Below are 17,676 nucleotides of genomic sequence, written 5' to 3' on the forward strand. Positions count from 1 at the left end.
AAAGATGAGGGATGACGATGAGCCATTTGTTAACGATGAGTGAGTTATCGGAAGTAGAAATTTCAGAAATCCTAAAAGACGCAGAAGATTTCGCGAATGGGAAAGAGAGCAAAACGACAGAGCAAACTTTTGTTGCGAACTTGTTCTTTGAGAATAGTACGAGAACGAGATTTAGCTTTGAAGTTGCTGAGAAGAGATTAGGACTTGATGTTTTAAACTTTTCAGCTGATGCATCTAGCGTACAAAAAGGAGAAACTTTATACGATACGATAAGAACACTAGAATCAATCGGAACAAAAGCAGTGGTCATCCGCCACGAGCAAGATCGCTACTTTGATGAACTAAAAGATCAGGTGAATATTCCAATCTTAAACGCTGGAGATGGATGTGGAAACCATCCAACACAATGCCTACTCGATCTTCTTACAATTAAACAAGAGTTTGGAAGATTTGAAGGTTTGAAGATTGCGATAGTAGGAGATGTTCGTCATAGCCGAGTAGCACGTTCTAATGCAGAAGCATTAACGAAACTGGGTGCAACAATTTACTTTGCAAGTCCAGAAGAATGGAAAGATGAAGACAACACATTCGGAACATACAAACCATTAGATGAACTAGTTCCAGAAGTGGATGTAATGATGTTACTTCGTGTACAACATGAGCGTCATGATCATTATGAAGCAGACATTATGAAAGAGTATCATGAGAAACACGGATTAACAGTGGAAAGAGAAAAGCGTATGAAAGAAGGAAGCATTATTATGCATCCAGCTCCTGTAAACCGTGATGTTGAAATTGCAAGTGAACTTGTTGAGTGTGAGCGTTCACGCATATTTAAACAAATGGAAAATGGAGTTTACGTAAGAATGGCTGTACTAAAACGCGCCTTACCAAATGTATTAGGAGGAATGAAACATGAATTACTTGTTTAAAAATGGTCGTTATATGAATGAAGAAGGAAAAATCGTAGCAACAGATCTTCTCGTACAAGACGGTAAAATCGCTAAGGTAGCAGAAAATATTACGGCAGATAATGCTGAAGTAATCGATGTGAACGGAAAGTTAATCGCACCTGGATTAGTAGATGTACACGTACATCTTCGTGAACCAGGTGGTGAACATAAAGAAACAATTGAAACAGGTACACTAGCAGCGGCAAAAGGTGGATTTACTACAATTTGTGCAATGCCAAATACACGTCCAGTACCAGATTGCAGAGAACATATGGAAGACTTACAAAAACGTATTAAAGAAAAAGCGCATGTTAACGTACTACCATACGGAGCCATTACAGTACGCCAAGCGGGTTCTGAAATGACAGATTTCGAAACGTTAAAAGAACTTGGAGCATTTGCTTTCACTGATGACGGTGTAGGGGTACAAGATGCTAGCATGATGTTAGCTGCTATGAAGCGTGCAGCGAAGTTAAATATGGCAGTAGTTGCGCACTGTGAAGAGAATACTCTTATTAATAAAGGTTGTGTACATGAAGGGAAGTTTTCTGAGAAACACGGATTAAACGGTATCCCATCAGTATGTGAATCTGTACATATTGCAAGGGATATACTGCTTGCTGAAGCAGCAGATTGTCACTATCACGTATGTCATGTAAGTACGAAAGGATCTGTACGCGTAATTCGTGATGCGAAACGCGCTGGAATTAAAGTAACGGCAGAGGTAACACCTCATCACTTAGTGTTATGTGAAGATGATATCCCATCAGCTGATCCTAACTTTAAAATGAACCCGCCGCTTCGTGGAAAAGAAGACCATGCAGCACTAATTGAAGGTTTATTAGATGGAACGATCGATATGATTGCAACTGATCATGCACCGCATACAGCAGAAGAGAAAGCACAAGGAATTGAAAGAGCACCATTCGGAATTACTGGTTTTGAAACAGCATTCCCACTTCTATACACAAACCTTGTGAAAAAGGGAGTTATTACACTAGAACAGTTAATTCAGTTCTTAACAGAAAAGCCAGCTGATACATTCGGCTTAGAAGCAGGTCGCCTGAAAGAAGGTAGAACAGCTGATATTACAATCATTGATTTAGAACAAGAAGAAGAGATTGACCCAACAACATTCTTATCAAAAGGAAAAAATACACCATTCGCAGGTTGGAAATGCCAAGGATGGCCGGTAATGACAATCGTTGGTGGTAAGATCGCATGGCAAAAGGAGAGTGCATTAGTATGAAAAGACAACTTATCTTAGAAGATGGAACAGTATTAATTGGAAAAGGTTTCGGAGGAGAAATCGAAAAGTCAGGTGAGGTTGTATTTACAACAGGAATGACTGGATATCAAGAAACATTATCTGATCCATCATATTGCGGTCAAATCGTAACATTTACGTACCCATTAATCGGAAACTACGGCATCAACCGTGACGATTTTGAATCGATTCACCCATCTGTAAATGGTTTAATCGTAAACGAAATTTGTGATCACCCATCAAACTTCCGTAATGAAATTTCGTTAAATGACTACTTAAAAGAAAGAAATATCCCAGGATTAGCGGGAATTGATACGAGAAAATTAACGAGAAAAATTCGTCAATACGGTACATTACGCGGACGCCTTTGTAACATGGATGCAGATGTAGAGTACATTGTAAGCCAATTAAAAGCGACAGTATTTACAGATCACGTAAAACGCGTATCAACGAAAGATCCATACCCAAGCCCAGGCCGCGGACATCGCGTTGTACTTGTAGACTTCGGTATGAAACATGGTATTTTACGAGAGTTAAATAAGCGTGACTGTGATGTAATTGTTGTACCTTACAACACAACAGCCGAAGAAATTTTACGCCTTAGCCCAGATGGAATTATGTTAAGTAACGGACCTGGGGATCCAAAAGATGTACCAGAAGCAATTGAAATGTTACAAGACATTATTGGTAAAGTTCCTTTATTCGGAATTTGCCTAGGACATCAATTGTTCGCTCTAGCATCTGGTGCGAATACAAGTAAGTTAAAATTCGGTCACCGTGGTTTAAATCATCCAGTAAAAAATCTTACAACTGGAAAAGTAGCAATTACATCTCAAAACCATGGTTACGCAGTAGAAGAAGAATCAGTTGAAAATACAGAACTTGAAATTACACATGTTGCTTTAAATGATGGAACAGTAGAAGGTCTTCGTCATAAGAAGTTCCCAGCATTTACAGTACAATATCATCCAGAAGCTTCAGCAGGACCAGAAGATGCAAATGATTTATTCGAAGATTTCTTAACAATGATTGAAAACTTCAAGAAAGAAGGGGAAGAGTTATGCCAAAACGCCTAGACATTAACACAATTTTAGTAATCGGATCGGGACCAATTGTAATTGGGCAAGCAGCGGAGTTTGACTACTCTGGTACACAAGCTTGTCAATCTCTTAAAGAGGAAGGTTACAAAGTAATCCTTGTTAACTCTAACCCAGCAACAATTATGACTGATACTGCAACAGCAGATAAAGTATACATTGAGCCTTTAACATTAGAATTCGTAAGCCGAATCATTCGTAAAGAACGTCCAGATGCAATCTTACCAACATTAGGTGGTCAAACAGGTTTAAACATGGCTGTTGAACTTGCAAAATCAGGCGTACTTGATGAGTGCGGAGTTGAAATTTTAGGAACAAAATTATCAGCAATCGAGCAAGCGGAAGATCGTGATTTATTCCGTACGTTAATGCAAGATTTAAATGAACCAACACCACCAAGTGAAATTATTCATAACCTTGATGAAGCATATGGCTTTGTAAACGAAATTGGTTATCCAGTAATCGTTCGTCCAGCATTCACATTAGGCGGAACGGGCGGCGGAATTTGCCATAACGAAGAAGAGTTAATTGAAATCGTAAAAAGTGGTTTAAAACATAGTCCAGTAACACAATGTTTATTAGAGAAAAGTATTGCTGGCTGTAAAGAAATTGAATACGAAGTAATGCGTGATTCAAATGATAACGCGATTGTAGTATGTAACATGGAAAACATCGATCCAGTTGGTGTTCATACAGGTGATTCTATCGTTGTAGCACCGAGCCAAACGCTAAGCGACCGTGAATACCAAATGTTACGTAACACTTCATTACGAATTATTCGAGCACTAGGAATTGAAGGTGGATGTAACGTTCAGCTTGCACTAGATCCATATAGCTTCCAATACTATGTAATCGAAGTAAACCCACGTGTAAGTCGTTCATCTGCACTAGCATCTAAAGCAACTGGATATCCAATTGCGAAATTAGCAGCGAAAATTGCAGTCGGCTTAACATTAGATGAAATCGTAAACCCAGTAACACAAAAAACGTATGCTTGCTTCGAGCCAGCATTAGACTATGTTGTTTCAAAAATTCCACGTTGGCCATTTGATAAGTTTGAATCAGCGAACAGAACACTTGGAACGCAAATGAAAGCAACTGGTGAAGTTATGTCAATCGGACGTAACTTAGAAGAATCATTATTAAAAGCGGTTCGTTCTTTAGAGCTTGGCATTTATCACTTAGAATTAGCCCACTTAAAAGAACTTGATAAAGAAACAATGAAAAAACGCATTATCAAGGCAGATGATGAGAGACTGTTTATCGTAGCAGAAGCGATTCGTCAAGGTGTAACGAAAGAAGAAATTAACGAATGGTGTGAAATGGACTTCTTCTTCCTACAAAAAGTTGAAAACATCGTAAATATGGAACGCGAAGTAAAAGCGAATGTAGGCAATATGGAAGTATTACAAACTGCGAAAGAAATGGGCTTCAGCGATCACTACATTGCAGCTGCTTGGAACAAAACGGAGCGCGAAATTTACGATATGCGTAAAGAAAATAATATGACGCCAGTATTCAAAATGGTAGATACTTGCGCAGCAGAGTTTGAATCTGCAACACCGTATTACTACAGCACATACGCTGATGAGAACGAATCAATTGTAACAGATCGTAAGAGTGTAGTAGTACTAGGATCTGGTCCAATTCGTATCGGTCAAGGTGTTGAGTTTGACTATGCAACAGTTCACTCAGTATGGGCAATTAAAGAAGCTGGATATGAAGCAATTATCATTAACAATAACCCAGAAACGGTTTCAACAGACTTCAGTATTTCTGACAAATTATACTTTGAACCATTAACGATTGAAGATGTAATGCACATCATCGATTTAGAAAAACCAGAAGGTGTTATCGTTCAGTTCGGTGGACAAACGGCAATTAACTTAGCTGCTAAATTAGAGGCTCATGGTGTGAAAATCTTAGGAACATCACTTGAAGATTTAGACCGTGCGGAAGATCGTGATAAGTTTGAAGCAGCTCTAACAAAACTTGGTATCCCGCAACCAGTTGGTAAAACAGCAACGACTGTAGAACAAGCGGTTGCAATCGCTGAAGAAATTGGTTACCCAGTATTAGTAAGACCATCTTACGTACTAGGTGGACGTGCGATGGAAATCGTATATCGTCAAGAAGAACTGCTGCACTACATGAAAAATGCAGTTAAAGTTCATGCAGATCATCCGGTATTAATCGACCGTTACATGGTTGGTAAAGAAATTGAAGTAGATGCAATTTCAGATGGTGAGAATGTATTCATTCCAGGTATTATGGAACATATTGAACGCGCTGGAGTTCACTCTGGTGACTCAATTGGAGTATATCCACCACAAAGTTTATCTGAAAAATTAAAAGAACAAATCATTGAACATACAATTGCACTTGGAAAAGGATTAAACATTGTTGGATTACTAAATATCCAGTTTGTAGTATTCAAAGATCAAGTGTACGTAATTGAAGTAAACCCACGTGCGAGCCGTACAGTACCATTCTTAAGTAAAATTACAGGCGTACCGATGGCGAATGTTGCAACGAAAGTTATTTTAGGGCAAAACTTAATAGAACAAGGATATGGAACTGGTTATCACCCAGAAGAGAAAGAAGTATATGTAAAAGCTCCGGTATTCTCATTTGCGAAACTACGCTCAGTTGATACAACATTAGGACCTGAAATGAAATCAACAGGGGAAGTAATGGGTAAAGACTTAACGCTTGAAAAAGCATTATACAAAGGATTAGTTGCTTCTGGAATTAACATCCCAACGCACGGATCAGTAATCATTACTGTAGCGGATAAAGATAAAGAAGAGGCGATGGAAATTGCAAAACGTTTCCACGAAATCGGCTATAACTTATTAGCAACAGCTGGAACAGCGCAATCGTTAACAGAGCAAAATATCCCAGTACAAGTTGTAAACAAAATTGATTCTGAAGATTACAACTTACTAGATATTATCCGTCAAGGAAAAGCACAGTTTGTAATCAATACATTAACAAAAGGCAAACAACCAGCGCGTGATGGTTTCCGCATTCGCCGTGAATCAGTAGAAAATGGTGTAGCTTGCTTAACATCACTTGATACAACGAGAGCAATCTTACGAGTATTAGAATCTATGACATTCTCAGCTCATTCAATGAAAGAAATTACGCAAACAAAGCGTCACGAGGTGGTACATGCATGATGCAAAAGCAAAATATGATCGTCGTTAATCAAAAAGAAATCGCAAAAAATATTTACGAATTAGTGCTTCAAGGAACGTTAGTACAGCAAATGAACGAACCAGGGCAGTTTGTACACATTAAGGTAGCAGAGGGCATTGTGCCCCTTCTGCGCCGCCCGATTAGTATTTGTAATGTAGATCAAGAGAAGAACGAATTTACAATGCTATATCGTGCAGAAGGACAAGGGACAAAAACATTAGCAACTAGAAAACAAGGTGAAATGGTAGACGTACTAGGACCACTAGGACATGGTTTTCCTGTAGAAGAAGCGGAAGCCGGTCAAACAGCTTTACTAGTAGGCGGGGGAATTGGTGTACCACCACTTTATGAATTATCACAGCGCCTCGTTGCAAAAGGTGTACGTGTTATTCACATCTTAGGCTTTCAAACGAAAGATGTAGTTTTCTATGAAGAAAAATTTGCAGAACTTGGTGATACGTACGTTGCTACAGTAGACGGTACACACGGTACAAAAGGATTTGTCACAGATGTAATTGATAATTACGGAATTGACTTTGATATTCTTTATTCATGTGGTCCGTTAGCGATGCTTCGTGCATTAGAAGGACGTTACAAAGAGAAAAAAGCCTATATTTCATTAGAAGAACGTATGGGTTGTGGTATTGGAGCTTGTTTCGCATGTGTATGCCACTTACAAGAAGATCCAAGTGGACATTCTTACAAGAAGGTGTGTAGCGACGGACCAGTATTTCCAATCGGGGAGGTTGTACTATGAACAGATTGCAAGTTGAATTACCAGGATTATCATTAAAAAATCCAATTATACCGGCATCTGGATGTTTTGGATTTGGTCGTGAATATGCACAGTTTTACGATTTAAGTGTACTAGGATCAATCATGATTAAAGCGACGACAGAACAACCACGTTATGGAAATCCAACGCCTCGTGTTGCTGAAACACCGGGTGGTATGTTAAATGCAATCGGACTTCAAAACCCAGGATTAGAAAAAGTAATGAATTCTGAATTACCATGGCTAGAACAATTTGACCTTCCAATCATTGCGAACGTTGCAGGCTCACAAGCTGAAGATTACGTAGCGGTTGCAAAGGAAATTTCTAAAGCGCCTAATGTCCATGCGCTAGAATTAAATATTTCTTGTCCGAACGTAAAAACAGGTGGTATCGCCTTTGGTACAAATCCTGAAATTGCTGCTGATTTAACGAAGCGAGTAAAAGAGGTTTCTGAAGTACCTGTATACGTAAAGTTGTCACCGAACGTGGCAAACATTGTGGAAATTGCAAAAGCGATTGAAAATGCAGGTGCAGACGGTTTAACGATGATTAATACATTGCTTGGTATGCGTCTAGATTTAAAAACAGCTAAACCAATTTTAGCAAACCGTACAGGTGGATTATCAGGTCCTGCGATTAAGCCAGTAGCAATTCGTATGGTACATGAAGTAAGCCAAGCGGTTAACATTCCAATTATCGGAATGGGTGGTATTGAAACAGCGGAAGATGTAATTGAATTCTTCTACGCTGGCGCAAGCGCAGTTGCAGTTGGTACAGCGAACTTTATTGATCCGTTCGTATGTCCGACAATTATTGAAGAGTTACCAGCATTACTAGATGAATTAGGATTTGATCACATTTCGGAATGTCAAGGAAGGAGCTGGAAGCAAACATGTCACAGTCTTTAATCGTTGCACTAGATTTTCCAGGGAAACAAGATGTAGAACAATTCTTGCGCCACTTTGAAGGGGAAGAGTTATTTGTCAAAGTTGGTATGGAGTTATTTTACAAAGAAGGCCCTGCGATTATTACGTACTTAAAAGAAAAGGGACATAAAATCTTTCTAGATTTAAAACTTCATGATATTCCGAATACAGTAAAAAGCGCTATGCGTAGCCTAGCTAGTCTAGATGTTGATATGGTAAATGTTCATGCTGCTGGGGGAAGCAGTATGATGAAAGCTGCGATTGAGGGATTAGAGGAAGGTAAGCAAGAAGGAAAAGAGAGACCGATTTGTATCGCAGTTACACAACTAACAAGCACTTCGGAAGCTATGATGAAAAAAGAGATCGGCATTGAGAAAACGTTAGAAGAAGCGGTTGCTCATTATGCCAAACTAACGAAAGAAAGTGGACTTGATGGCGTTGTTTGTTCAACACTTGAAGTTCCAAAATTACGTGAAGTATGCGGAAATGAATTTGTAACAGTAACACCGGGGATTCGTCTTGCAAGCGATGATGTAAATGACCAGGTGCGCGTAGCAACACCGAAACGTGCGAGGGAACTTGGCTCAAGCTACATCGTAGTTGGACGTAGTATTACAAAAGCAGAAAATCCGCTTGAAGCGTATAAAACAGTAAAACAACAGTGGGAAGGTGTAACAGTATGAAAAAAGAAATCGCATCGCATTTATTAGAAATTGGAGCAGTATTTTTACAACCGAATGACCCATTCACATGGTCTTCTGGTATGAAATCACCAATTTATTGTGATAACCGTTTAACTTTATCTTATCCAAAAGTACGTCAAGCGATTGCAGCTGGATTAGAAGAGTTAATTAAAGAGCACTTCCCAACTGTAGAAGTTATTGCAGGAACAGCAACTGCTGGTATTGCGCACGCTGCATGGGTAAGCGATCGTATGGATTTACCAATGTGCTACGTACGTAGTAAAGCAAAAGGTCACGGTAAAGGGAATCAAATCGAAGGAAAAGCTGAAAAAGGTCAAAAAGTAGTAGTGGTAGAAGACTTAATTTCAACTGGCGGTAGTGCAATTACATGTGTAGAAGCACTTCGCGAAGCAGGATGTGAAGTACTAGGAATCGTATCAATCTTCACATACGAGCTTGAAGCAGGAAAAGAAAAGCTTGAAGCAGCTAACGTAGCATCATATTCTTTAAGTGATTACAGTGTATTAACTGAAGTTGCAGCAGAAAAAGGTATGATCGGACAAGCTGAAACGAAAAAATTACAAGAGTGGCGTAAAAATCCAGCAAATGAAGCTTGGATTACAGCGTAACAAGAAAAAAGACGACCGCGGGGGAACGCGGTCGTCTTTTTATATGATTTCTAAAACTTCGTATAAAGAACGTATCGTGGATACATCGTATTTTTGCAATGAGTTGTTCCTGTTTAACCATATTCCGTGCATTCCAGCTGCTGTACTACTAATTGCATCTGTTTCTAATCGATCGCCAATATAATAGCAATCTTTCATTTCAAGATTCGATTGTAATGCAGTTCTTTGAAACATTTCAGGGTCTGGTTTCGATATACCAATTTCACTAGAAGTAAATATGTATTTGAAATATTGTAGAATGTTTAGAGCAGTTAATTTTTCGACTTGTTGTTCATAGTCACCATTACTAATGATACCTAATGAGTGCCCTTCTTGCTTTAAGGTCTGTAATGTATGGTGTACATCTTCAAACGCGGCCCAGTTGTTCTTATATAGTTCTATATATTGATTGAATCTGTGCTGAGATTCCTCGGGTGATAAGTTTACGCCATATGTTTTAAATAAATGATACATTCGCATCTTTTGTTGTTCTGGGAAAGATAATTCCTTGGATAAAAATTTGTTGAAATATACTTCTGATAATTCATGCCAGACTTCTGTTGCTTCTAATTCATTGCCTGAAAAAATAGTATTATATTTTTGAAAAAAATCTATAATACCATTTTTTTCAGCAGTGTCGTAATCAAGTAAAGTTCCATCAATATCAAAGAAAATCATATTACAATCTCCTCGCTAATAACTATTTAGCGTTTTCCGCAACTTCATATCCTCTTACAAACAATAAAGTCATATAAGAAACAATAAATGAGAAAATGCTATACATGCCCACCCAAAAGAAAAATTTTGGAGTAAAGGCGATAACACCTATTATTAAAAAACTAGCAAACGTTACAATCGGCATTACGTAATACGTTTTCGTTCTACGTGTTCCAATAACAGAAACGATAAAGATAAGTAATGGACAAATTAATAAGACGAAAATCAATTCATTCATAGTTATGTCCCCTTTTCTAATTGCAGTAATCTGTTTCTCGTAAACGTTTTGAAATAAATACTCTCCTAATATAATTTCGCTAACATATACATAATCCCTTTTGAAAGTCAGTAATAAATGATTGACTTCACAATAAAAAAGGTAAGCAAGAGTACGCTTGCTTACGTTATAAAATAAACATCGCAACGATCGTGGTGACAAGTAAGCAAATCACAACTGGTAAAAAGGTTTCGGCGTGCAAGTTCAAATGGATCTACCTTGCAAATGGCAGCGGCAGGAATAAGCGCCCAAGGAATTAACGTCCCGCCCCCGGTCCATATTTGCCCGAGTGCTGTTAATGTAGCTGTTTATAGTAAGTAATGGAAATTGGTGTTACAATACAATTAATCTTAAAAATGGAATCGAAGGAGGGCTTATGTGCAAGAAAATTGGATTTTGGGGATTCATCATATCTTGTAGCCTATTAATCATTTTAAATTTGCTTACAAACAATGAATGGATAAGTATCATACCTGTTTTCGGGTTTGTTTTTGTACTGTTATATAACTGGGATGATATGAAAGAATATAGTAAGAAAAGTATTGGAATTGTGATAGGTATCATCGTTGTTTGCTCATTTTTCGTAGGGTTTATTTTAATAGAGGGTCAGAAACAAATGGAGAAAATGTCTATTTTTCAAGAGTGGATGTCTTCCGCAAAAGGTCTTTATATTGTAATTGTAGTTGTTATTTTTTTAAGAATTGTTATAAGCATAGCAAGTTACATATTAAAGGAGAAGTAGAATGAGAGAGAAAATAGGGTATTATGGTGTGCTCGTTTGTTTATTATTATCAGTTATTGCAGGGCAATTTCTTAAAAGTGAATGGGTACCAGTTATATTATGTATAGGAATATTGATTTTTGCTCCCATGTATCGCTGGGATGAATGGAAAGGATATAGCCGAAAAAAGAAAATTGTTTTCAGCATTGAGTTTGGCATTATAATTAGTATGATTCCGTTTTTGTTATTGAAAGGAAATGAGATAATAGATGGGATTGTAATGTTTCAAGGGTTGTTATTTACGGCAAAATTGCTATATTTAATATGCATTTTAATATCGGTAGCGGTAGTCGCTAAAAAAGTAAACGAAAAGTTATTCGTTAATGAATAAAAGAAACTGCCACCTTATTCGGTGGCAGTTTCTTCTATGATTTTAACAAGGAATAACAATTAGTTCCCGATTTGATTTTGTAATAACTTCATATCCGTCTTTTGTAATGACGATATCGTCTTCAATTCTACACCCCCCCCAGTTCGGAATGTAAATACCAGGTTCAACGGTAACAACCATACCTTCTTCTAAAGTAGCCTTACTTTCTTGGGATAGGCGAAGTGGTTCATGTATTTCTAACCCAAGACCATGACCAGTGGAGTGTCCAAAATATTGACCATATCCATGCTTTGTAATGTACTCTCTCGTTATATCATCGATACTTTTCGCGGTTTCTCCAGGCTTAATTGCTTCAGTCCCGCGTTTTAATGCTTCTCGTACAACGTTGTATATTTTTTTGAATTCTTCTGATGGTTCCCCGATTGCTACAGTACGTGTTATATCGGAACAATATCCGTCGTAAAGTGCACCGAAATCTAATGTAACGATGTCGCCTCGTTCGATTATTTTATTTGATGCAACTCCATGAGGAAGTGAAGAACGAACCCCAGAAGCTACAATAATTTGAAATGATGAGGAGGTAGCTCCTTTTTTTCGCATGAAAAATTCTAACTCATCTCGAACATCATTTTCACTTATTCCCGGTTTTAGAAACGTAATGATGTGGTGAAATGCTTCGTCAGCGATATTAGCAGCGATTTTCATTGTTTCTATTTCAGGCGTGTCTTTAATAAGGCGAATATTTTCAATGATTTCGCACACTGGGACCATTTCTGACTGCATATATTGTTGTAGTTTCTTAAATTGTTGCAGAGTCATATGATTGTCTTCTATTCCAAGTTTTTGAATGTTTAACTTTGATACTTGATTTGCAACTGCTTCTTCTAAATTTCCTTTATGCATAATAATTTCAGCATCTTTTATTTGTGATTTCGCTTGATCTACATAGCGAAAATCAGTTATAAAAACAGCTGTATCCGCAGAGACTAAGACGACGCCAGCGCTACCTGTAAAGCCAGTTGCATATTGGCGATTTTCTTTTTTTGTAATGAGTAACCCGTCAATTTCATAGTTTTGTAGTTGATTTTGGATTTTATTAATTTTTAAAGTCATGTTAATTCCCCCTATTCACAGTATTGAATAAAGCAAATAGCGTGCCAAAATGTATATTTGAAGAAAGGATAGTATAGATAAAGTGAAAAAATAGTTAGCTACTTGTAGGGAACCGGCAATTTATAAAATTTTAATTTTATAAATCATCAGTGGGGGATAAAAACATTCATTTGAGTTGCACTTTATATACAGGATGTAAAAATTTTTATACACATATGGAATAACACTGTAAATCTTTTTGACAATATATAAAATGAAAAAAGAAAGATGGTATGAATTAATGGGGAAGAATAAAAAATGCGTTGCTTATAAGCAACGCATTTTTTATATTTACGCTTTTAATTTCATTACGATATCAGCATCAGGTGTTACATATATCGTTTGCTGATTGTCGTACGTAACAAAACCAAGTTTTGCACCACTCGGTTTTTTCACATGGCGTATTTTTGTGAAATCAACAGGTACAGAGCTAGATTCTTTTGCTTTACTGTAATAAGCAGCAATTTTAGCAGCTTCTAGTAAAGTTTCTTCAGCCGGTTCTAAAGAGCGAATGACAACGTGTGAACCAGGGATGTCTTTCGTATGTAACCAAATTTCATCACGACGGGCGAATTTCGTTGTTAAATAATCATTTTGTTTATTGTTTTTACCAACGAAAATTTCTGTGCCATCACTAGCTACATATTTATCTAATACTGGTTTAGTAGGCTTTTTCTTTGCGTTTTTCGTCTTCCGGTTGCGCATATAGCCCTCTTCAGCTAATTCCTCGCGAATTTCTTCAATATCTTTTGAAGAGGCAGCTTCCATTTGTTGAAGTAAGCTATCAAAATAAAGAATTTCTTCATTTGTTTTTTCGATTTGTTCTTCTACAATAACAACTGAATTTTTCGCTTTTTGGTACTTTTGGAAATAGCGTTGTGCATTGTCAGATGGTGTTTTTAAAGGATCTAATGTAATTTTGACAGTTCCGCCATTTTCATCGTAATAGTTAACGACTTCAATATCTTTATCACCTTTTTTCAAAGCGTACATATTGGCTGTAAGTAGCTCTCCAAATAGTTGATATTTATCTGCTTTTCCGGCATCTTGTAATGTTTTTTCTAGTTTAATGAGTTTTTTCTCATTTTTATTTTTTTCGTTTTGCATAAAGCGCTCTAAATCATGAGCTTGTTGTTTTACGCGGTCACGCTCTGCTTTTCCGAAAAAGAAACGGTCTAGTAATTCACTAACAGATGAGAAGGTCTTGTTTTCTCCTTGCAAGTGTGCAAGAGGGAAAAGATAAAAGAATTCTTTCCCGTTTGAAGTAATCATTGTTGGTAAATATGTATGAGTTAATAATGGTTTTTGTATGGAGAAAAATGCGTCAGCTAATGCTTTTTCATTTACCATACCGGCCTTTTTCACTACTTCTTTTGCGAATAACGGCGATATTCCCGTAAAGGTGCCGACAAGCTGTTTATCCATGTTTCCAGATAGAAAGTCTAGCGGTCTAATAAAATCATCTTCTGTTTCGATAAGAAGCGGATTAACCTTATGTTGTGCTGGCGGGGCAACATATTCAGCTCCAGCATATACAGTACGATGGCGGTTTACCGCTAAAGATATGTGTTTTAAGCTATCTAAAATAATATTTGTTTTCGTATCTACTAAGATAATGTTACTATGTCGTCCCATTATTTCAATTACTAATGTTTTTAATGATTCGTCTCCGATTTCATTACGACTGCGAACTGTAATTTGGATAATGCGCTCTAAATCAATTTGTTCAATTTTTTCAATGAATCCACCTTCTAAATGCTTGCGGAGAAGCATACAAAACATTGGCGGAAGTGCAGGTGAATCGTAATTTTGATTTGTTAAGTGTAAACGTGCATATGTCGGATGAGCGGAAAGAATCAGTTTTTGGTTTTTTCCGTTTGCTCGAATATGTAATAAAATCTCGTATTTTGAAGGTTGGTATATTTTGGAAACCCTTCCCGTGTAAAGAGAATTTGCAATTTCATGTGTAATCGCTCTTGTAAATAATCCATCGAATGCCATAAATGAACACTCCTTTCTAACTAAAAGTTAATTATAGCATTTTTTTGGACGAGGCTGAATAAGCTTTCAATAGAGTATGTCTGGAATCAGGAGGTCGATAGCAGGATGAACTGGTATGGAATGCGCGCACATGAAGTGGAAGAAAGAACGAATACGAATGTGAAGGTTGGACTTACAGAGAAAGAAGCAGAAGGACGAATAAAAAAATTTGGTACAAATGAATTAGATGAAGCGAAAAGGCCTTCTGCACTGATGGTATTTTTGGCACAATTTAAAGATTTTATGGTACTTGTTTTGTTTGGTGCAACAATAGTTTCAGCTTTTTTAGGGGAATACATTGATTCTATTGCGATTGTGGCAATTGTTATTATCAATGGTATTCTTGGCTTTTTTCAAGAAAGAAAAGCTGAAAAGTCATTGGAAGCTTTAAAAGAGCTAGCCGCCCCGCAAGTTACTGTACTGCGGAATGGAAAGTGGGTAAAGGCACCATCTAAAGCACTCGTTTTAGGTGATGTTATTAAATTTTCTAGTGGCGATCGTATTGGAGCTGATGTACGTCTTGTTGAGGCATCGAGTTTATATATCGAAGAATCAGCTTTGACAGGAGAGTCAGTACCAGTGCAGAAGAAGGTAGAAGCATTGCAAGGGCAAGATGTTTCAATTGGTGATCAAAAAAATATGGCTTTTATGGGGACGATGATTACGCGAGGATCTGGAACAGGAGTCGTTGTAGCGACTGGTATGAATACAGCGATGGGTCAAATTGCAAATATGTTACAAAATGCAGAGCAAATGGAAACGCCGTTACAAAGAAGATTAGAGCAACTGGGGAAAATCTTAATTATTGTGGCTCTTGTTTTGACTGCGCTTGTCGTATTAGCCGGTGTGTATCAAGGGAATGAAGTGTATCATATGTTTTTAGCTGGCGTGTCGCTAGCTGTTGCTGCTATTCCAGAAGGTTTGCCAGCAATTGTTACAGTAGCTTTATCGCTTGGTGTACAGCGTATGATAAAAAAGAGAGCAATTGTAAGAAAGTTACCAGCGGTAGAAACGTTAGGTTGTGCTTCTGTTATATGCTCTGATAAAACGGGAACGATGACCCAAAATAAAATGATGGTAACACATATGTGGTCAGGTGGAGAGTTGTGGAAAGTGACAGGTCAAGGGTATGAACCCAATGGATCTTTTATGAAAGGTGAAAAAGAAATTAATCCAGCTAAGACGAAAGCGCTTTATCAACTACTTACATTTGGTTCACTATGTAATAACGCAAATATTATTCAAAAGAAAAAGGCGTATGTATTAGATGGAGATCCAACTGAGGGAGCGCTTGTAGCTGCAGCAATGAAAGCGGGGATAACGCGTGAGGCACTGAAAGGGAAATTTGAAATTATTCGTGAATTTCCGTTTGATTCGACCCGAAAAATGATGAGTGTTATTGTGCGAGATCGAGAGGGGAAAAAGTTTGTTGTTACGAAGGGAGCGCCAGATGTTCTCCTGCAAATGAGTCAAACGATTTTATGGGGGGATAAGCAGCAACCATTAAGTGAGTTGTATAGAAAAGAAGTACAGGCGGCTATTCATAGCTTAGGTAGTCAAGCGCTTCGAACAATTGCAGTTGCATTTAAGCCTTTAAAAGTAACAGACTCAATTGAAAATGAAAGAGACGTTGAAAAAGATTTTATGTTGGTTGGGATACAAGGTATGATTGATCCGCCAAGGCTGGAGGTGGAACAGGCTGTAAAAGAGTGCAGAGAAGCTGGTATTCGAACAGTGATGATTACAGGTGACCATAAAGTGACTGCAATGGCGATTGCGGAACAATTAGGGGTTTTACCACCAGGTGGACGCGTTGTTGAAGGGGTAGAACTCGCAAGTATGGATGTAAAGGAATTAGAAAATGTTGTAGAAGATACGTATGTATTTGCTCGTGTATCACCAGAACATAAATTGAAAATTGTTAAGGCGTTGCAAAATAAAGGACATATAGTAGCGATGACAGGTGATGGAGTAAACGATGCTCCAGCTATAAAAACAGCGGATATTGGGATAGCGATGGGAATCACAGGAACAGACGTTGCGAAAGAAGCTTCTTCTCTTGTCTTGCTAGACGATAATTTTGCTACGATTAAATCGGCAATTAAAGAAGGTAGAAATATATACGAGAATATACGTAAGTTTATTCGTTATTTATTAGCATCGAACGTAGGAGAAATTTTAGTCATGTTATTTGCGATGTTACTTGCATTACCGCTGCCGATGGTTCCGATTCAAATTTTATGGGTGAACTTAGTTACTGACGGTTTACCGGCGATGGCACTAGGTTTGGATAAGGCTGAAGGAGACGTGATGAAGAGAACGCCGCGTCATCCGAAAGAAGGGGTATTTGCTAGAGGGCTTGCGTGGAAAATTATAAGCCGTGGCTTTCTAATTGGGGCAGTGACGTTAGTGGCGTTTATTATTGCATATAATCAACATCCAAATGAACTGAAATATGCACAAACTGTAGCATTCGCGACGTTGGTACTTGCTCAGCTTATTCATGTATTTGATTGCCGAAGTGAGCATTCTGTTTTCCACCGTAATCCGTTTGGAAATGTGTATTTAGTAGGAGCGGTTATCATTTCATTACTACTAATGCTCGTCGTTATATATTACCCACCGTTACAACCGATTTTTAGTACAATGCCAATACAAGCAAGAGATTGGTTGTTAATTGGAGGTTTGTCATCAATTCCGACCTTCTTACTAGTAGGTTCTTTATTAACAGGAAAAAAGGGGAAGAAGGAAAAGCCAATATTATATAAGAAGGGATTAAACTTGAAATAGTCAATGATATGAAAATGT

At 37.7% G+C, this 17,676-nt stretch carries 15 protein-coding genes and 1 pseudogene; 11 read left to right on the forward strand and 5 right to left on the reverse strand.

Translation table 11 applies throughout. The features are described from left to right. Positions 1–17 precede the first annotated feature (17 nt). Genes pyrB through pyrE form a run of 8 tightly spaced genes read left to right on the forward strand, consistent with a single transcriptional unit; the run spans position 18 to position 9,531 of the window. A complete protein-coding gene (gene pyrB, locus CO726_RS03010; RefSeq protein ID WP_099683267.1) occupies positions 18–932 on the forward strand; it encodes an aspartate carbamoyltransferase in 915 nt (304 codons plus the stop codon). Further along, positions 916–2,202: a dihydroorotase gene (pyrC, locus tag CO726_RS03015; protein WP_099683268.1), complete on the forward strand. Its 1,287-nt coding sequence runs from the start codon at positions 916–918 to the stop codon at positions 2,200–2,202. Before pyrB ends, pyrC begins: the two co-directional genes overlap by 17 nt. Then, entirely contained in the window at positions 2,199–3,296 is a 1,098-nt protein-coding gene (locus CO726_RS03020; RefSeq protein ID WP_099683269.1) for a carbamoyl phosphate synthase small subunit, read from the forward strand. The genes pyrC and CO726_RS03020 overlap by 4 nt, the downstream gene beginning before the upstream one ends. Continuing rightward, positions 3,281–6,499 (forward strand): carbamoyl-phosphate synthase large subunit, encoded by a 3,219-nt coding sequence (carB, locus tag CO726_RS03025; protein ID WP_099683270.1) that lies wholly within the window; start codon positions 3,281–3,283, stop codon positions 6,497–6,499. The genes CO726_RS03020 and carB overlap by 16 nt, the downstream gene beginning before the upstream one ends. Then, positions 6,496–7,275: a dihydroorotate oxidase B electron transfer subunit gene (gene pyrK / locus CO726_RS03030; protein ID WP_099683271.1), complete on the forward strand. Its 780-nt coding sequence runs from the start codon at positions 6,496–6,498 to the stop codon at positions 7,273–7,275. Before carB ends, pyrK begins: the two co-directional genes overlap by 4 nt. Further along, entirely contained in the window at positions 7,272–8,201 is a 930-nt protein-coding gene (gene pyrD / locus CO726_RS03035; protein WP_099683272.1) for a dihydroorotate oxidase B catalytic subunit, read from the forward strand. Before pyrK ends, pyrD begins: the two co-directional genes overlap by 4 nt. Beyond that, positions 8,186–8,902 carry an orotidine-5'-phosphate decarboxylase gene (pyrF, locus tag CO726_RS03040; protein ID WP_000083496.1) on the forward strand — a complete coding sequence of 239 codons (717 nt, stop codon included), beginning with the start codon at positions 8,186–8,188 and terminating at the stop codon, positions 8,900–8,902. The genes pyrD and pyrF overlap by 16 nt, the downstream gene beginning before the upstream one ends. After that, positions 8,899–9,531 carry an orotate phosphoribosyltransferase gene (gene pyrE / locus CO726_RS03045; RefSeq protein ID WP_098364874.1) on the forward strand — a complete coding sequence of 211 codons (633 nt, stop codon included), beginning with the start codon at positions 8,899–8,901 and terminating at the stop codon, positions 9,529–9,531. The genes pyrF and pyrE overlap by 4 nt, the downstream gene beginning before the upstream one ends. Positions 9,532–9,570: 39 nt before the next feature. On the opposite strand, the gene CO726_RS03050 is transcribed toward pyrE, so the two are convergent. From CO726_RS03050 to CO726_RS32300, 3 genes and pseudogenes are all read right to left on the reverse strand, one after another. Continuing rightward, positions 9,571–10,248: an HAD family hydrolase gene (locus CO726_RS03050; protein ID WP_099683273.1), complete on the reverse strand. Its 678-nt coding sequence runs from the start codon at positions 10,246–10,248 to the stop codon at positions 9,571–9,573. Between the two features lie 22 nt (positions 10,249–10,270). Then, positions 10,271–10,525 (reverse strand): YbeF family protein, encoded by a 255-nt coding sequence (locus tag CO726_RS03055; protein ID WP_001003944.1) that lies wholly within the window; start codon positions 10,523–10,525, stop codon positions 10,271–10,273. 166 nt (positions 10,526–10,691) lie between these two features. Further along, positions 10,692–10,869 (reverse strand): annotated as a pseudogene (locus tag CO726_RS32300) (hypothetical protein); the annotation flags it as partial. A 5-nt stretch (positions 10,870–10,874) separates the two neighbouring features. Here CO726_RS32300 and CO726_RS03065 point away from each other — a divergent pair. Further along, entirely contained in the window at positions 10,875–11,306 is a 432-nt protein-coding gene (locus tag CO726_RS03065) for a YoqO family protein (RefSeq protein WP_245916553.1), read from the forward strand. Position 11,307: 1 nt separating this feature from the next. After that, a complete protein-coding gene (locus tag CO726_RS03070) occupies positions 11,308–11,676 on the forward strand; it encodes a YoqO family protein (protein ID WP_099683275.1) in 369 nt (122 codons plus the stop codon). 42 nt (positions 11,677–11,718) lie between these two features. Here the strand turns inward: CO726_RS03070 and CO726_RS03075 are convergent, their stop codons facing one another. Further along, the gene (locus CO726_RS03075) at positions 11,719–12,789 is read right to left on the reverse strand and encodes a M24 family metallopeptidase (protein ID WP_098758253.1); all 1,071 of its coding nucleotides are present in this window, start codon (positions 12,787–12,789) and stop codon (positions 11,719–11,721) included. Between the two features lie 330 nt (positions 12,790–13,119). Then, positions 13,120–14,829 (reverse strand): Rqc2 family fibronectin-binding protein, encoded by a 1,710-nt coding sequence (locus CO726_RS03080; RefSeq protein WP_099683276.1) that lies wholly within the window; start codon positions 14,827–14,829, stop codon positions 13,120–13,122. 105 nt (positions 14,830–14,934) lie between these two features. Between CO726_RS03080 and CO726_RS03085 the strand changes: the two genes are divergently transcribed. Next, positions 14,935–17,658, forward strand: a complete 2,724-nt coding sequence (locus CO726_RS03085; protein WP_098758255.1) for a calcium-translocating P-type ATPase, SERCA-type — start codon at positions 14,935–14,937, stop codon at positions 17,656–17,658. Positions 17,659–17,676 lie beyond the last annotated feature (18 nt).

The organism is Bacillus fungorum, from assembly GCF_002746455.1.
Taxonomy (GTDB): domain Bacteria; phylum Bacillota; class Bacilli; order Bacillales; family Bacillaceae_G; genus Bacillus_A; species Bacillus_A fungorum.